Source organism: Cytobacillus oceanisediminis 2691 (assembly GCF_000294775.2).
Lineage (GTDB): Bacteria > Bacillota > Bacilli > Bacillales > Cytobacillaceae > Cytobacillus > Cytobacillus pseudoceanisediminis.
Genome location: NZ_CP015507.1, coordinates 107,207 through 124,056 on the forward strand (window position 1 = coordinate 107,207; position 16,850 = coordinate 124,056).

15 protein-coding genes are annotated in these 16,850 nt (G+C 37.1%); 1 reads left to right on the top strand and 14 read right to left on the bottom strand.

The annotated features are described in order from the left end of the window. Window positions 1-32: 32 nt before the first annotated feature. The 7 genes from A361_RS27690 to A361_RS27720 form a co-directional block, all read right to left on the bottom strand. Window positions 33-545, bottom strand: a complete 513-nt coding sequence (locus tag A361_RS27690; protein WP_019380933.1) for a DUF2269 family protein — start codon at window positions 543-545, stop codon at window positions 33-35. Next, complete coding sequence (locus A361_RS27695; protein WP_019380932.1) at window positions 542-763, bottom strand: hypothetical protein; 222 nt, start codon at window positions 761-763, stop codon at window positions 542-544. The genes A361_RS27690 and A361_RS27695 overlap by 4 nt, the downstream gene beginning before the upstream one ends. 213 nt (window positions 764-976) lie before the next feature. After that, window positions 977-2,041 (bottom strand): HAMP domain-containing sensor histidine kinase, encoded by a 1,065-nt coding sequence (locus A361_RS27700; protein WP_019380931.1) that lies wholly within the window; start codon window positions 2,039-2,041, stop codon window positions 977-979. Further along, window positions 2,038-2,751 carry a response regulator transcription factor gene (locus tag A361_RS27705; protein ID WP_026041641.1) on the bottom strand — a complete coding sequence of 238 codons (714 nt, stop codon included), beginning with the start codon at window positions 2,749-2,751 and terminating at the stop codon, window positions 2,038-2,040. The genes A361_RS27700 and A361_RS27705 overlap by 4 nt, the downstream gene beginning before the upstream one ends. A 197-nt stretch (window positions 2,752-2,948) precedes the next feature. After that, the gene (locus tag A361_RS27710) at window positions 2,949-4,355 is read right to left on the bottom strand and encodes a fused MFS/spermidine synthase (protein ID WP_019380929.1); all 1,407 of its coding nucleotides are present in this window, start codon (window positions 4,353-4,355) and stop codon (window positions 2,949-2,951) included. 478 nt (window positions 4,356-4,833) lie between these two features. Next, window positions 4,834-6,117 carry a dicarboxylate/amino acid:cation symporter gene (locus A361_RS27715; protein WP_019380928.1) on the bottom strand — a complete coding sequence of 428 codons (1,284 nt, stop codon included), beginning with the start codon at window positions 6,115-6,117 and terminating at the stop codon, window positions 4,834-4,836. Window positions 6,118-6,173: 56 nt separating this feature from the next. Beyond that, window positions 6,174-7,331 (bottom strand): threonine synthase, encoded by a 1,158-nt coding sequence (locus A361_RS27720; protein WP_033196524.1) that lies wholly within the window; start codon window positions 7,329-7,331, stop codon window positions 6,174-6,176. A 131-nt stretch (window positions 7,332-7,462) separates the two neighbouring features. Between A361_RS27720 and A361_RS27725 the strand changes: the two genes are divergently transcribed. After that, window positions 7,463-8,335 (top strand): LysR family transcriptional regulator, encoded by an 873-nt coding sequence (locus tag A361_RS27725; protein ID WP_019380926.1) that lies wholly within the window; start codon window positions 7,463-7,465, stop codon window positions 8,333-8,335. A gap of 307 nt (window positions 8,336-8,642) precedes the next feature. Here the strand turns inward: A361_RS27725 and hutH are convergent, their stop codons facing one another. The 7 genes from hutH to A361_RS27760 form a co-directional block, all read right to left on the bottom strand. Further along, a complete protein-coding gene (gene hutH / locus A361_RS27730; protein ID WP_019380925.1) occupies window positions 8,643-10,148 on the bottom strand; it encodes a histidine ammonia-lyase in 1,506 nt (501 codons plus the stop codon). 150 nt (window positions 10,149-10,298) lie between these two features. Further along, the gene (gene hutP, locus A361_RS27735; protein WP_026041640.1) at window positions 10,299-10,751 is read right to left on the bottom strand and encodes a hut operon transcriptional regulator HutP; all 453 of its coding nucleotides are present in this window, start codon (window positions 10,749-10,751) and stop codon (window positions 10,299-10,301) included. 102 nt (window positions 10,752-10,853) lie between these two features. Then, on the bottom strand, window positions 10,854-11,804 hold the full coding sequence (locus A361_RS27740; protein ID WP_019380923.1) for an ABC transporter ATP-binding protein: 951 nt from the start codon (window positions 11,802-11,804) through the stop codon (window positions 10,854-10,856). A 116-nt stretch (window positions 11,805-11,920) separates the two neighbouring features. Then, window positions 11,921-12,943 carry an ABC transporter ATP-binding protein gene (locus tag A361_RS27745; protein WP_019380922.1) on the bottom strand — a complete coding sequence of 341 codons (1,023 nt, stop codon included), beginning with the start codon at window positions 12,941-12,943 and terminating at the stop codon, window positions 11,921-11,923. A 44-nt stretch (window positions 12,944-12,987) separates the two neighbouring features. After that, complete coding sequence (locus A361_RS29760) at window positions 12,988-13,905, bottom strand: ABC transporter permease (RefSeq protein WP_019380921.1); 918 nt, start codon at window positions 13,903-13,905, stop codon at window positions 12,988-12,990. Window positions 13,906-13,908: 3 nt separating this feature from the next. Further along, complete coding sequence (locus A361_RS29765) at window positions 13,909-14,838, bottom strand: ABC transporter permease (protein WP_019380920.1); 930 nt, start codon at window positions 14,836-14,838, stop codon at window positions 13,909-13,911. A gap of 96 nt (window positions 14,839-14,934) precedes the next feature. Further along, window positions 14,935-16,590, bottom strand: coding sequence for a peptide ABC transporter substrate-binding protein (locus A361_RS27760; RefSeq protein WP_019380919.1), 1,656 nt, complete (start codon window positions 16,588-16,590; stop codon window positions 14,935-14,937). Between the last annotated feature and the right edge of the window lie 260 nt (window positions 16,591-16,850).

Consider the following 16,850-nt stretch of genomic DNA (forward strand, 5'->3'; position numbering starts at 1 on the left):
TGCACCGAATGCTATAGAGGAGGCTTCTGCTTCTACAAATGGTTATATTGCTTCTGTTGCTTTTTCCAACCATATGGGGTAATACCCCGCGGCTTGTACACCGACAATGTCACGATAAGCAGCAACAATAGCAAGCCGCCAGCGGGATGAAATATTTCATTCGGTAGCCTGCTCAGACCTGTAGGATCCGCTTCTTCTGCCAATCGTGCCAAGGAGCTCACTAACGGCATATGAAGGAGCAAGACGAACGTAGAAAATACCGTTAGTAAAAGTTTGAATATAACCCAATAATGACGGAAAAGGCCCCATGGGGTGCCGAGTGACATGATAATTCCAGTGAGTAGCGAGATGAGCGCCAACGGGACGATGACGTACCATCCGATCAATTCCATCGCGATCCAAACGGCACGTACCGTTTGGATATCCGGGCTGATTTGACCAGCGATGGCTAAAGCTATGTACGCAATAACAGTTCCAATCCAGCCAACGGAGCAAGTGACATGCGCGGTGAGGGCGAACTTACGGAGTCCAGGCTTCATTGTCATGGTTGTTGTGCCTCCATTTGTTCTGTGGGCAGTGTCTGGCCAAAATGCCGCATAGGTCCGTGCTTGCCTCCTATGCCTGTGATGTTTATGATGACAAAAAGCAGGAACAGAGCTATAAGAATGATTAATGATACCTTTACCCAGCGTGGCATAACTGGCTGCCGCTCCTTAGCTTGCTTCCCGCCATTGTCGTGATTGGAGTTTGATAATTTACTCATTGGGGTTTCCTCCTATTTAGTTAATTGGTCAAATACTTATTGTAAAATCCTTTAAAGCTCTATAGGATCCTGGCAGTCTTATTGTAAAAAAGAAAACTAAAACTCCTATAAAAAGAAAATAAAAAAGTTATGAAAAAATATAAAGAATTATGAAGTGGCATTTAAACAAAAAAACCTTCAGTTTTTCAACTGAAAGTCTTTCAGAACACATTCCTATACTGATAGTGGGAGTGAAAAACGGATTCCCAATCCCCCATGATTTGAATGAAACGCATGAATCTGACCGCCATGATGTTCAATTATTAATTTACAGCTTGCTAGACCTAGTCCAGAACCGCCATTACTCATTTGTCTAGATTTATCCACCGTGTAAAATTTACGAAACAGTAAAGACAGGTCCTGATTAGGCACTCCAACGCCATTATCCTCTATTAGAAAGTATGCATAACCTTCCTGTACATAACCGGTCAAATAGACATGAAGTTCATTACTATTGCTGTATCTTACAGCATTACTGAAAAGATTTCCAAATACACGCCGTATCATGTGTTCATTGATACTAATGAGCTGGTTCGGGTTAAAAGTATGTTTCCATGTAAGCCTGAACTCGAAGCTAGATAACTCGGTCTCATATTCAGATGATATAGTGTCAAACAACTTATGAGCTGCTATCGGTATCATAGCTATGGTTTCAAACATTGCCTCATTCTTAGTATACATTGAGAAAGAATCAATCAGCTCCACCATGTGTTTTGTTTTTTTCATAATAAGCTCATAATAATCCTGTGTCTCCATTCTGGTCAGATCTTTCTGTATAGAGAGAAGCTCAACAAAACCTGTTATTGTAGTTAATGGAGTCTTCAAATCATGAGCAATAGCTGCTATCATATCAACCTGTTCCCTATGGGCTTGATATAGTCTTTCTTCCATCTCATTAAAATGATTATACAGGTCTCCGATTTCATCCTTCCTTCTTGAATGCAAGGGGGTTCGGGAGTTTCCTATATTTACTTTTTTCAGTCTTAAATTGAGTGCTTGGATGGGTTTAGTAATATTGAAGTGAAAAAACACTGTTAAAACAACAAACAACAAGCCCATTAAAATACTTAGAAGTAAGAGCATTTGAAAATGAACCGGACTAAATATATTTTCTAGCCATACGTGTCCTTCATCTGCTGATAACGATTTTATATAAAAAACAAAAAAGGCAGCAATCAGCAGAAGCGTTAGAAGAAATATGAAGAGAAATAGTAATGGAAGCTTGGTTTTTAGCTTCATGTTGATGTATTCCCTTCAATATATTTGTAACCAACACCCCAGACGGTTTTGATGAAATCATGCTGTACGCCAATCTTTTTTCGGATATTTTTTATATGAACGGTGACGGTGTTTAAATCTCCGTATTCGTCTCCCCAGACGCTATCATAAATTTGTTCACGGGTGAGGACATTATTGGGATGATTCTTCAGAAAGGATAAAATTTGAAATTCCTTAGTCGATAACTCTAACTTTTGATGATTTAAAAAAGCTTCAAAAGTCTTGTCATTTAACACAAGAGGCGAGTTTGAATTTAGAAACTTCACTTCCTTCTCCTTTATAATGCCATTCCATTCCTGATGCAACCGGTCAACCTTTCTGAAATGAGCTTTTATCCGTGAGGTAAGCTCCTGAATGCTGAAAGGTTTCGTCATATAGTCGTCTGCTCCAATTTCCAGTCCGATAATCTTGTCCATATCCCTGCTGCGTGCACTTAGCAACAGAATGGGGATATTGTATTCACTTCTAATTTTCCGGCAAACTTCAAAACCGTCCATTTCCGGCATCATGATATCCAAAACAACAAAATCAATCTTGTTTTCTTTCAAATAGTAAAAAGCCTTTTTTCCAGAATAAGCTTGTATCGTATTAAACTGTTCAAATTTTAAGCTTTCTGTAATTAGCCGTACAATATCATGATCGTCATCGACAACTAAAATTGTTTTCCCCATTTTTCCACCAGCTTTTTTTATTTTTTCTCTCATGGTAACAAAAAAATTTCACTTATGTCGCTCTTTTATTAATAGTCATCACTGAAAAAATAAAAAAACCTAAGGGCTTTCTGTTATTGTTGGATGATTATATCTGTTACATTCTTTATTATTCTTGGGTATATTAATATGACAATTACTAGCTTGGAATTATAAAATTAATTTAGGTTAGTTAACTTCGTGTCGCTATCTAGAATTACTTTCCCTTTTCCAACTTTGATCAAGTTATGGCCCTTTATTTTTTTATCCTCAATCGGGTATTTACTTCCAATAATTGTAAAGTTTTGAATTCCTTTTCCATCTTCTCTCCCATAGATGTAAACATAGGGATAAACTGATTTTAAAGTGCTATTCATTGATTCAATCAGCAAATCTCCTTTCTGTTTGCCGATTGCGTTAATAATTAAAATACCATTATTATTTAACTTCTCACTTGTTAGCTCAAAGAACTCTTTTGAAATTAAATGAAAGGGAATTTGAGTTGTATTGTTATAAGCGTCCAAAAAGATGAGATCAAATCTTTTTTTCTGCTCTTTTAGAATTTTTCTCCCGTCACCTATCTCTACACTATTACCATTGTATTGAAAATATTGGCGGCTGACGTCTACTACCTCTTTGTCGATTTCCGCAACGAGAACATTTTTATTGGTATCTTCAAACTTCCGTGTTAATGTTCCAATACCGTGGCCAATCATGTAGACTTCTTTACTCTCTGGAGAAAATGTTTTAGAAATCTCCCACACGCTTTTTGAATAATCAAGGAGAAGTTTGTCAGGTTGATTCATATCCATCATTCCCTGAATAGTAGTTTTATTGCCAAAGGTGAGTGAACGGAATCTTCCTTCTCTCCCTTGATAGAAATCCTTTTCCAATACATAAATATCATGGTAAAGACTTGTCTTCTTCAAAAGAATATCTTGGGATTTCTCTCCAACTAAAAGAAAAGGAAGAGCAATAAACAGTGCAGGGATAATTAATAAAAATCCTTGCATCTTGGTTTTAGTATCACAATAAATAATGTTTGTTAAATATACCAGGCCAGCTAGAAGGCCAATAATGGAGTTGATATTAGTCCAGGGTATTAGCCAGAAAGTTGTCACAAGTGTTCCAAGAACGCTTCCGATAGCTGATGCTGAATGTAAGCTACCAATGACTTTTCCACTTGCCAATTCTCCTATACCATCCTTCATAAGTACAGTCCCAATTACACTTAGAAGAAAATTAGGAATTAAATAAAGCAAAAGCACACCGAGCGTAGTACCGGGGGTACTTGAAAGTGATTCAAGTAATGGAAAAAGCGTAGTTTTAATCAATGGAATAATGGCTATCGAAAGAATACCAAAAAGATATATAAACAACATGATTTCGCGAATGTTTGCTTTATCAGCTAGATATCCTCCTACTATGTATCCTACACTTGATCCAATCAGGAATATCGATATAATTATTCCCCATGTGTAAACTGTGTTACCAAATGAAGGTGCTATCAGTCTTGTAGCGGTCATTTCTAGTCCCATTATTACAAAGCTGACAACAAATAGCGTAAAGTAGATTTTTGACTTCATACACATCTCCGTTCTATCGTTATAATGTTCAAATAGTGTTATTTTCGTTTTACAAAACTAGATTAGAAGCATTAATGAATTTTATTTAAACATGTAAATCCTCCTTTTTATATTTCAGAAAAAAATATTATTGCACATTTGTTTTGAGAAAGTATGGAGATGAAGAAAATCCTTTTTACTATCTAGATAGTTCGATTACAATATAAGTAAAAGCATGAATTTATGACTGTTTCGTTGGGGTCCTATTCGATAAATTAACAAACGCTGGCTAGATTTTTTTTGCTTACAAAAAATCCTTTTGGGCCATTAAGGTCCAAAAGGATTAATTGAAATAAATGTAGTTAATTTTTTACTTATCGATGCACACCAAAATAGGTTAACTTTGCAGGACAGAGGATCATATTCATATCCCTGTAAAAGTCACCGTTCCTTTTCCTTGTGTCGGTATAAAAGAGGTTAACCTATGGAACTTGCTGAATTAAGACACAAAATTCTGATTGATAACGTCACTGGATTTTCCTTTATTCTTATCCACTATACTTGCACAAACAGCATCTCCGAGCACATTTACGGAGGTTAATGCCATATCAACCAATCTAAATAGACCTAAAATAATTGCAATTCCTACCCCATCAATCGGTAAGCCTACTGCGAGGAAAACCATTGATAGCGATACTATTCCGCCTCCTGGTATTGCAGGTGCACCTATTGAAGCCAATAAAGATATAAAAATAATTGTTAAATATTGAGCTAGACCTAAATCTATCCCATTAAGCTGTGCGACGAAAACGGCAGCTACTCCATGACTTAAAGAAGCACCATTCATATTTATAGTCATTCCAAGAGGGAGAACAAAAGAACTTACATCATGAGATATTTTGAGGTCATTTTCACAGCAGCTTTTTGTAACAGGGAGTGTGGCAGCACTGCTGCTTGTTGCAAAAGCAGTCCCAATGGCCGGTGTCATTTTATGAAAAAAATGAATTGGCTTAAACTTTGTAAAGAGAGATATCATGCAGCTATAAGTAACTAACACATGAACAATTAATCCCACAGCAATAACAATAAGATACTTTACCATTGATCCAACAAGCTCCAAGCCTGCAGTGCCCATTGATGTAGCAACAAGTGAGAAAGCCGCGAAAGGGATCACCTTCATAATAATTTGAACAAGCTTCATCATTAGCTCATTAAGCTGATGAATAAACTGATTTATAGTCTTTGCCTTATCGCCGAGAAGTACCAATCCAAATCCGAAAAATATAGAAAATGTTAGGACTTGCAACATATCTCCCGAAGCAAAAGCTTCAAAGGGATTACTTGGAATAATGTTTAAAATTGTGTCCTTCAATGTTGGTATTTCTAAAGTGTCAGTTGACGAAGCACCATGGTCATTATGGTCTTCATCTTGTAATATAGATGAAGTTTCAGGGATTACAATATTTTTACCGGGTCCAATTATGATTGCAGTTGTAATTCCGATGGTACAGGCTATCATGGTGGTCACTACAAATAAAGCAACTGTTTTCCCTCCCAATTGTCCTAATTTCTTTGGACTTCCAATTGAGGTAATACTTAAAACAACTGCAGAAAATACAAGCGGAATGACAATCATTTTTATTGCTTTAATGAATAATTCACCGATTGGACTAAAAATATAGGTGTTTAATATTCCGTATATATTTGGAGAAAAGATGCTTAAACATAATCCAGCCAGGACTCCTAACATAATAGCAATAAGCGTTTTGGTTGCTAATTTCACCCCTTGTTCCCCCTTTAGAATAAGCTTGCTAAAATAGTATTAATAACCTGATACAATTACACTCCTTTAAATCCATGTGATGTAATCATCAAAAGAACACGGTCATTTTCATCAATCTTGCCTGTTTTGACCAGTTTTGAGACAGCCGGCCATGTTATAGCTGCTGACCCTTCAGCAAAAATCCCTCTTTTAGCTAAATCCCATTGAGCCTTTTCAACTTCAGTATTGGTAACTACTATAGCGTCTCCTCTCGAAGATTTAATTGCATCTAAAGATTGGTACGTTACCGTTTCTCCTCCGATAGAAGGTAATAGTCTTGAATCGCCTCTAAATTCCCCTCTGTAATCGCGTCCTTGAAGAACATGAGCCAAGCGGGGAAAAGGTTCTACCGCATATAAACGGGGTATGGATTCAATCCATCCTAGCCGCAGCGATTCAACAAATCCTTCCCAAATTCCCCAAAGTAGATCCCCTCTTGCACAAGGTATAATAACAGCAGTAGGTTGGCATTCTCTCAATTGCTCAACGATTTCATATGCCACCGTTGTGTACCCTTGAACTCCAAACATATTGCTACCCACTGGGGGAATGTTGTAGTTCGTAGCTGGATAGTCACCTTCTTCTTCCACCAACTTCCGGACTGTCTCCCATCTTTCTAATGAATTCTGGACTTTAATAATTTCTGCTCCAGAAAGACGAATTGCTTTTTCCCACGGTCCATTAATTTTAGGGGTTGTCACGATTTTGCAACGTAATCCTGCAGCTGCTGCATAAGCTGCCAATGATGCACCAGCATTCCCACTAGAAGCAGCAATAACCGTCGAACGATTCAACGAGGCAGCTCTTGCAACGATAAGTGGACTCATCCTGTCCTTATGGGATCCAGTAGGATTTTGCCCCTCATTTTTTAACCAAATTTCGGGTATGCCAAGTTCCTTTTCAAGGCCGTTCATACTAATAATGGGAGTTTCTCCTTCACCAAGAGTAGGAAAAGTTTTGTAGGGTAACCGATCTGCGTACCGAAACATACCTTTAGCTGACTTGTCTATTTTCCATGGCATGTCTTGTTCATACAAAAACTTGAGACTTGAAGGTTGCTGTTTTTTCAAACACACAGGGCAGCCTGTAAAGTAATCATTGGGAGAAAATTGCTGATTACATTTGATGCATTCAAAGACTTTCACAGAATTATTCCAAGTCTGCACAATACCCATCCCTCCTATATTTTTAAAATATTTAGAATTATTTGAATATATGATAATCTTAATAGGTAGCTATTTATTTGTAAAACGAATATTTTTAATTACTGTAATTTGGTTTTTGAATTAATCTTAGGGGGAGTCTGATGGATATTGAACAGCTTAAAGCCTTTATATTTGTTGCCAATACTAAAAGCTTTACCCGTACAGCAGAGATACTAAATGTTGTACAGTCCACTGTTACATCTAGAATCCAAATGCTTGAAAAGCAATTAGGAAAAGACTTGTTTGAAAGGGATAAGAGAAACATAAAATTAACAGAATCCGGAAGTGTTTTTCTCCCTTATGCGGAGAGGATATTAGAATTAAACAATGAAGGACTAAAGGCTATCCAATTAGAAAATGGCTTTAGAGATCATTTAATAATAGGCACAACGCACGCATTATGGGATTACGTGCTATTTGAATCCATTGATAATTTTCAACAAACACACCCTGAAGTCTCATTAACCTTAGTAACGGAACATTCCGATATCCTAATTAGAAAAATGATTGATGGATTAATCGATGTCGCGATCGTTTTCTATCCAATTAATCATGCAAATATCATTATGGAGCTAATTATTGAGGATTCCTTTGTTCTGGTTGCCGACTCGAATTTTACTATTCCTGATCATTTCGTTTTAAGAAAGGACCTGAAGAATTACAATTATATACATCTGAATTGGGGTGGAACATTTACAGGATGGTTTAGAGAAGTTTCCTCTAATCAAGATTGCCATCTACAAGTTGACCATGTTTCACTCTTATTAAAGTTTTTGAAAACACGAAATGGACTTGGTTTTCTTCCCAATGCAGTTGCTAAACGTTTGATCCAGCAAGATGAAGTAGTTATTGTTCCCTTTCATACAGACATAGCTGTGCCGAAAAGATCAATATATCTACTGAAAAGAAAAATGACAAAATCAATGGAAAGCTCTGAATTACTTACAAACGTATTAAAGGAAGCTTTTTTGTGATTTCAATTTTATTTTGGAGCTCATTCCCGCATTAAATTGGATGAAGTCTCAATGGTTAAGTCCTTTATAATTTCGGAATAAAAAATCTTTGCTTAATATAGCAACCCCCTGTAAGATAAGCACTTCATTCTTACAGGGGGGATTTTATTATATTAATCTTATATATAGATGCTCTATTTTTAGATAACTGTTTTTCCTTTTAGCCAGTGAGATCTGATTCTGGCCTCACTTGAGGAATATACTTTAAGCTAGTTAAACTTTTGTTGGATGGGCAAAAGCTAACCCCTTTTTATTGATACAGCTTTCTCTACCTGCATAAGATATTTTGTTTGAAATCCGAAGCTATTAGCCTGGATGCCATATGCTCTATATCTTTTGAAAAGACTCGGTCTTTTTTAATCGATGGAACCATATTTCGGCCGAATTCATATAACTGGTAAGTAAACGGTGCCATTTTTGAAATACCTCTATATTCAACTGCCTGCATAGCGCAAATGTATTCAATTGATAGTACTTTTCTTGTATTATTAATAATTTTATATGCGTACCGGGAAGCTATTGTACCCATACTAACATGATCTTCTTGATTAGCAGATGAAGGGATAGAATCTACACTAGCCGGATGAGCTAATTTCTTATTTTCAGAAACTAAAGAAGCAGCACAATACTGCATGATCATTGCACCGGATTGCAGCCCGGGTTCAGGGCTAAGAAAAGGCGGTAAATCATTTAATTGAGGATTCACCAAACGTTCAATTCGTCTTTCTGAGATGTTTGCGAGTTCCGACATTCCGATTGCCAAAAAGTCCATTGCAAAGGCAATTGATTGCCCATGAAAGTTTCCACCGGACAAAATTTTTTTACCGTTATCGAAAATGAGCGGATTATCTGTCGCTGCATTCATTTCAATTTCTAATTTATCTTTAACATAGGACAATACTTGCCATGTTGCTCCATGGACCTGAGGGATACAACGCAATGAATAAGCATCTTGAACCCTCAGATCACCTTGCTTTGTTACAAGCTGGCTACCATGTAAAACCTGCCGGATTCTTGCGGCTACCTCTATTTGTTCTTTGTACCCTCTTGCTATTTGTATGTCCTCATCAAATGCATCTATAATACCTTGAAGTCCTTCTAAAGTAAGCGAGGCGATATAGTCTGCCTGCAATGCGAGATTTTCTGCTTCAATGTAAGAAACTGCTCCCATTGCAGTCATTGCTTGGGTACCATTAATAAGCGCTAACCCTTCCTTAGCTTTTAAAAAAATAGGCTGTAGCCCAGTTTTATTAAATACTTCTAGTGTTTCCATTCTTTTATCCTGATAAATTACTTCCCCTTCTCCCACTAAAACAAGTGCCATGTGGGAAAGAGGAGCAAGATCCCCACTCGCACCTAGTGATCCTTGTTGAGGTACAACAGGGTGAATTTGATAATTTAATAAGTTTATTAATAATTCAATCACCGCCCTTCGAATGCCCGAAAAACCTTTCAGCAGAGCGTTTATGCGGAATAATACCATAGCTCTTGTCACAGCTTCAGAAAAAGGCTCACCAACCCCACATGCATGGCTCCTAATTAAATTCAATTGTAGCTCTTCTACATTCTCTTGTTGTATATAAACATCGCTAAATTTACCGAACCCGGTTGTAATCCCGTATATTACCTGTTGGTTGGCTACAATATCATATACAGCTTTTCTACTTGCATTTACTTGACCCCAAATGTAATCAGGGACAAAAACGGGTTCATTTTCGAATATAATTTTAAATGCTTTTTCCATGGTTAATGAATTTCCTGTCAATTCGATCAAAACTATTCCACCCTTCTGGTAAATTAACTATCCGTGAGATAGTAGTAGATTTAAGAAATATTTAAAAACAAAAGGAGACCATACCACCAGATTCCTACTGTTGAAATCTGATGATATAGTCCCCTGATAACTTAATCACTATGGACTAATTTAAATATGATTGATACCCAAACCAATTGCTTCATGCTCAGAACCTTTTACTGGAGCACCAATTGTTCCGTAAAGGGCCACCGCTACCCATTCTCCTTCTTCCTCGGAACTATATGGCTTGCCTCTTATTACAGCGAAACTTAATCCTACGGTTCGTAAAACAGTTCCTAGTAGTACTTGCCCTCTTGTAACCCCATGAAGCGCCTCCATGATTGCATGATATAAAGCATGCGTTTCACGGTATAAGTCTTTTTCAATGACTTGATTTTGCCTGGCAGCTGTTTCTATTGCAGCAACCACCTTCTGAGTTTCCATCGAGCCGGTTTTACCCTGACAATATATATAACCTTGTAATCTTAAATCTTTAATAAATTCAGGTTCTAGCTTCTCATTACCTAAAAGAGCCAATAGCATTGCGTTTCTTCCAATTCTTGAATCAGGTCTTACGTCCATAGGGCAGACACTCACAATTCTGTTAGATTATATGACTAAAGGATTATATTAATCTTATTAACAGATTAATATTTTGTCAATATCGAATTTTCTAACAATTTTTCAAGCTAAATGGCAAGCTACGAAATGCTGTTTGTCTACTTGTTTTAGAATAGGTTTTTGCTGAAAGCACATCTCTGTTGCTAGAGAACACCTTGTTTGATAAACACAACCGCAGGGAGGATTGGTTGGACTCGGTAAGTCTCCTGAAACAGTTATCTTTTCTTTAGCTTCCTCTATAGCTGGGTCAGCGATCGGGATCGCTTTAAGAAGAGAAGTAGTATATGGATGAAGCGGGTTTTCATAGAGCCTTTTACTAGGTGCTAATTCCATCAAATTTCCTAAATACATTACACCGATTCGATCACTGATTAACTTTACCATGGATAAATCATGAGAAATAAATAAATAGGTCAGCTTTTTCTTTTGCTGAAGCTCCATCAAAAGATTTACAATTTGTGCCTGAACGGATACATCTAACGCTGATATGGGCTCATCCGCTATAATAAACAGTGGTTCAACAGCCAATGCCCGTGCTATGCCTATTCTTTGCCTCTGGCCACCGCTAAACTCATGTGCATAACGATTAGCATGCTTTCGCTTTAAGCCTACGGTTTCTAATAACTGATATACTGCCTTTTTTCTTTCTTCCCCTTTTTTTAAGCGATGGATATCTAGTCCTTCTGCAATGATATCTGCAACCGTCATCCTCGGATTTAATGAAGCGTATGGGTCCTGAAATATCATTTGTATATTTTTATGAAAATCTTTTTTATCGTTTTTAGATAACTTGTGCACATCTTTTCCTTTAAAAAATACCTTTCCTGATGTTGCTTGGTATAATCGAATAATAGTCCTTCCAATTGTTGATTTACCACAGCCGGACTCGCCTACTAATCCAAGTGTTTCTCCTTCATAAATATCAAACGAAATATCATCAACCGCTTTTAATTCGAATCCTTTTCCCACTTGAAAATGTTTTGTTAGTTTTTTTACTTCCAGGATTTTTTCCATCAAGATCTCCCTTCATTACTAATTCCTATTTAATAAAATCCCGGCATCGGCAGGGTTAGTTGGTTTTCACTTTTTTAAAAAATACAAGATATAATAATGGATGCATGGAAGGATTCTTATTCATTAGCCGCTTGGGATACTGTTTTGTTAGTTGCGACTTTCGGGGCTCTTGGGTCCATTAACCAGCAATTTAAATGATGAGTACGTGATAGCACCGTTTTTTCCGGAATATATTCATCGCAGACATCCATTGCAAAAGGACATCGCGGAGTAAAAGCGCAGCCTTTTGGAGGTTCTGCAAGGTCCGGCGGAGTTCCGTCAATGGCCGTTAACTTTTGGTCTCGGCTGTGATCAAGTTTGGGTATAGATTCTAATAATCCAAGAGTATAGGGGTGCTTAGGATTGTAAAAGATTTCACTTTTTGTACCACTTTCGACTATTTTTCCAGCATACATAATATTGACTCGATCCGAAAACCTTGCCACTACTCCTAAATCATGTGTAATAAGAATAATCGCCATGCCCATTTTTTGCTGGAGTTCTTTTAATAGATCTAGAATTTGAGATTGAATGGTGACATCTAAAGCTGTCGTGGGTTCATCCGCAATTAAAAGATCAGGTTCGCAGATCAGCGCCATAGCTATGACAATTCGCTGCCTCATTCCTCCGCTGAGCTGATGAGGATATTTGGTACAGCAATGTACAGGGTTGGGTATACCCACTTGCTTTATAATGTCAATTGTTTTTTCGCGTGCCAACTTTTTATTGTAGCCTTTATGAATAATGAGACCCTCTGCAATTTGGTCGCCAACCTTCATTGTCGGATTTAATGAGGTCATCGGATCTTGAAAAACCATTCCTATCTTTGCTCCTCGAATCTTCGATAACTGTTTTTTCTTCATTGTTGTGATTTCTTCACCGTTAAACAATATGGATCCCTTTGGAATGGTGCAAGATTTCTCAGGCAGCAATTTCATAATGCTTTTTGCAGTAACTGATTTCCCGCAACCCGATTCACCGACAATAGCAAGAACTTCCCCTTTATTGACATGAAAGGAAATCCCGCGGACAGCTTGGATATGCTGGTTTTTAGAATTAAAATTAACGTGAAGGTCTTTCACTTCAAGTAGTCTGTTCACATTTATCTCCTCCCCTAATATATGAATTAAACTATGAGGTATCTTTATTTTTTCAGCTTAGGATCTAGGGCATCTCTTAAACCATCTCCAAGTACATTAAATGAAAACATAGTTAAGGAAATAAACAATGCAGGGAAAAATAGTCTCCATGTTTCCCCTGTTAATAAAGTGACAAGGCCCTCTGACGTCATAGTTCCCCAACTTGCAAGCGGAACCGGCACACCAAGCCCTAAAAAACTTAATGTTGCTTCTGCAAATATGGCACCAGGAACAGATAATGTCATGCTTACAATGATCGGACCCATCGCATTCGGAATAAGATGTTTAAAAAGTACTCTGAAAAAACTTCCTCCCAATACCTGTGATGCTAATACAAATTCAGACTCTTTCAATCTTAGAATTTCCCCTCTAACTAAACGTGCCATTCCTATCCATCCAGTGGCAGCCATCGCTATAATAATTGTAAGTAAACCTGGTTTTAATACGACCATTAATAAAATTGTTACAAGCAAATGAGGCAGTCCATAAAGAATATCTACGATTCTCATCATAATTTCATCTGTTTTTCCACCTTTGTAAGCTGCAATCGCTCCCCATATAACACCTATTATTAGGTCTAATATAACCGCTGTTATCCCAATAAAGAGGGAAATTCGGGAGCCAACCCAAGTCCTTGAAAATATATCCCTTCCTAAATCATCTGTTCCAAACCAATTATCTGTTGATGGAGGGAGATTAGCATTTAACAGACTTTGGTCTGAATATGAATAAGGTACAAGCATGGGACCTATAATGGACATCGTGATTAAACAGATTATGATTCCAAGACCTGTCATAGCCAACTTGTTATGTTTTAGTCTCCCCAATGCGTCTTTCCAAAAAGAGACACTCGGTTTACTTAGTAAATCCTCATCTTTGTTTTGTTTCCTAAACACAAAGAGTTCATCCCGCACTGGCTGCATCTGTTATCCCCTCCCTTTCATAAGTTTTATTCTTGGGTCAATCAGAACATATGCAATATCAACCAATATAATAAAGAATACTAAGATAGCGCTATAAAAAACTGTTGTCCCTAAGATTAATGGATAATCTCTATCTGTAATTCCTTCCACAAAGTACTTGCCTAATCCAGGCACACCGAAAATTTGTTCAATAACAAAGCTTCCTGTCAATACAGTGGCTGTTATAGGTCCCAGTATGGTTACAACTGGAATCATAGCATTTCTAAGCACATGCCTAAATACGAATCTGATACCGGTTACACCCTTTGCCATTGCAGTTTGAATATAATCCATAGATAAAACTTCAAGGATGCTCGATCTAGTTAGGCGGGCAATATATGCCATTGGTGTAACGGCGAGTGCAACACTTGGCAAGACGGAATGCTTCCATGTCCCCCAGGTTGCAACTGGAAACCATTGTAGCTTAATTGCAAAAAAGTTGATTAAAACTGTTGCGAATATGAAACTGGGAACAGAAAGGCCAAGAATAGCGATAATCATAGAAAAATAGTCAATTGCACTATTGTGGCGAATAGCAGCAAATATTCCTAATACAATACCAAAAAAAGTTGCAATAAGAATGGCTTGCAGACCAATCATGGACGAAACTGGAAAACCACTTGCAATTAGTTCATTTACTGTTTGATTATCCCATTTGATTGAAGGACCGAAGTCGAATAATAGGGCTCCTTTTAGGTATTTTATATATTGAATTAACATTGGATCATTAAGCCCATAATGCTCCTTTAAGTTTTCGACTACCTGTTCAGGTATGCGATTTTCACTTGTAAAAGGATCTCCTGGTATGGCATACATTAATAAAAAGGTTAGTGAAATAATAACGAATAGTGTCACAAAAACACTAATAATCCTCCTAACCAGAAATTGTCGCATAATTCCCCTCCTATTTTCCTGTAGCAGGACCTGTCTGATAACAACTGAAAAAGTGTACTTTTAGTACACTCTTTCAGCGATTGAATGTTTTTTTCTTTACTTCACATACGCCTCCCGGAAATCAATGGCTTGGATAGTATATTGAAAGATTCCATCAATATTATCCTTTTGCAGATATACCTTCGTCCTATAATAAAGAGGTGAAATGGCCATTTGGTCTATCAGAACTTTTTCTGCATCCACCAAATACTGAGCACGCTCTTCCAAATTCAATTCTGCTTCTGCTTTTTTCATTAATTGATCGTACTCGGGAATAGAGATATTACTATAGTTATAAACATCCCCTGTCATGAATTGTCCCATTAAATTACTTGCATCATCATAGTCCGCACCTGTACTGTAAATTGCTAGTTGATAATCCCCTGCTTGAATATTTTGAACAAATACTTTACGCTCCATTGTTTGGAGTTCAACTTCTATCCCTAAGTTTTTCTTCCACATTTCTTGCATTGCTTGTGAAAGCTTATTGTACGTATCATCGGTATAGAATAGTAGATTGATTTTCGGTAACGAGGAGAGGCCTAATTCATCTAGCCCTTCCTGTAGCTTTTGTTTTGCTGTTTCCACATCATTATCCTTAAACAAGGATTCTCCCGCTAAATCCCTAAATTCTCCTGCACCGCTGCTCAATCCAATTGGAATTAAACCTAAGGCTGGAATTTCTCCTCCTTGTGTTACTTTTTCAACTAAAAGATTTCTATCCAACGCTAGACCTAATGCTTGGCGTATTTTTTCGTTCGCGAAAACGTCATTTTTATGATTAAAACGTAAGTAAGCTAAACTTGCACTTGGTGCAGTATTTGCCTCTCCAGAAGAAATTAATTTATTTCTTATCGAATTTGGTAGGTTTGTAGAAAAGTCAAGCTCATTTGATTGGTACATTGCATATTCAGTATTTTGTTCATTCACCATTACCCACTTTAGCTTATCCAGTTTAACAACATCTTTCCCCCAATAGTTTTCATTAGGTACCATTACTAATTCTTGTCCGTGCTTCCAACTCTCAATTGTAAAGGGGCCGTTTGAAACAAAGGTGTCAGCTTCTGATGCCCATTTCGAATTTGCTTTATCAACTTCTTCATTGATTGGTAATAAGGTGAAAAAGGCTGTTAGTCCCAAGAAGAAGGAAGTTGGTTTTTCTAGAGTAACTTCAAGGGTATATTCATCTACAGCTTTAACACCAAGCTCAGCAGGATCCTTTAACGAGCCTTCATTATATGCTGCTCCATTTTTGATAAAAAATAAATTACTTCCTAGCGGAGAGGCTACTTCAGGCCTTAATACCTTTTCCCAGGAATAGACAAAATCTTGAGCAGTCACTGGATCACCATTTGACCATTTCGCATCTTTATTTAAGTAGAACGTGTAAATTGTCCCATCATCTGAAGTTTCCCATCTTTCAGCCACACCTGGAACAATTTTTCCTTCTTTATCCAAACGAACGAGGCCCTCAAATAATTGGTTTGATATATCCCCAGCAACCTGGTTATCAATTAAAGCAGGTTCGAGACTGGGTGGTTCAGATAAGGCATTTACTGTAATCACCTGTTCTTTGGTGGAATCTGTTTTCGCATCCTTGTTTTCATTATCTGTCTGGTTATTCACCTGACTATTATTACTGCATGCACTTATAAGTAAGGTAATTACAAAAAAGAAGGTTAGAAATACAATTCGACTTCTTAATTTAATCATCACATATCCCCCTATCTTCTTTTTAAACAGCGGAAACTCTTGTTATTATGAAACTTCTAACAATATCACCTCCAATATCTAATTTAATAATAAAAAAGGAGGCATATCGAATAACCTATGCATAATGCATAAAGAAATTCGATATAGCCCCCTTAATTCAACTAATAACTGTAGACTATATATGAATTGATAAATATAATTTTAAATATTCAAAATAAAATAACTAATCATAATATTAAGTAAATTCGATTAAGTTGTCA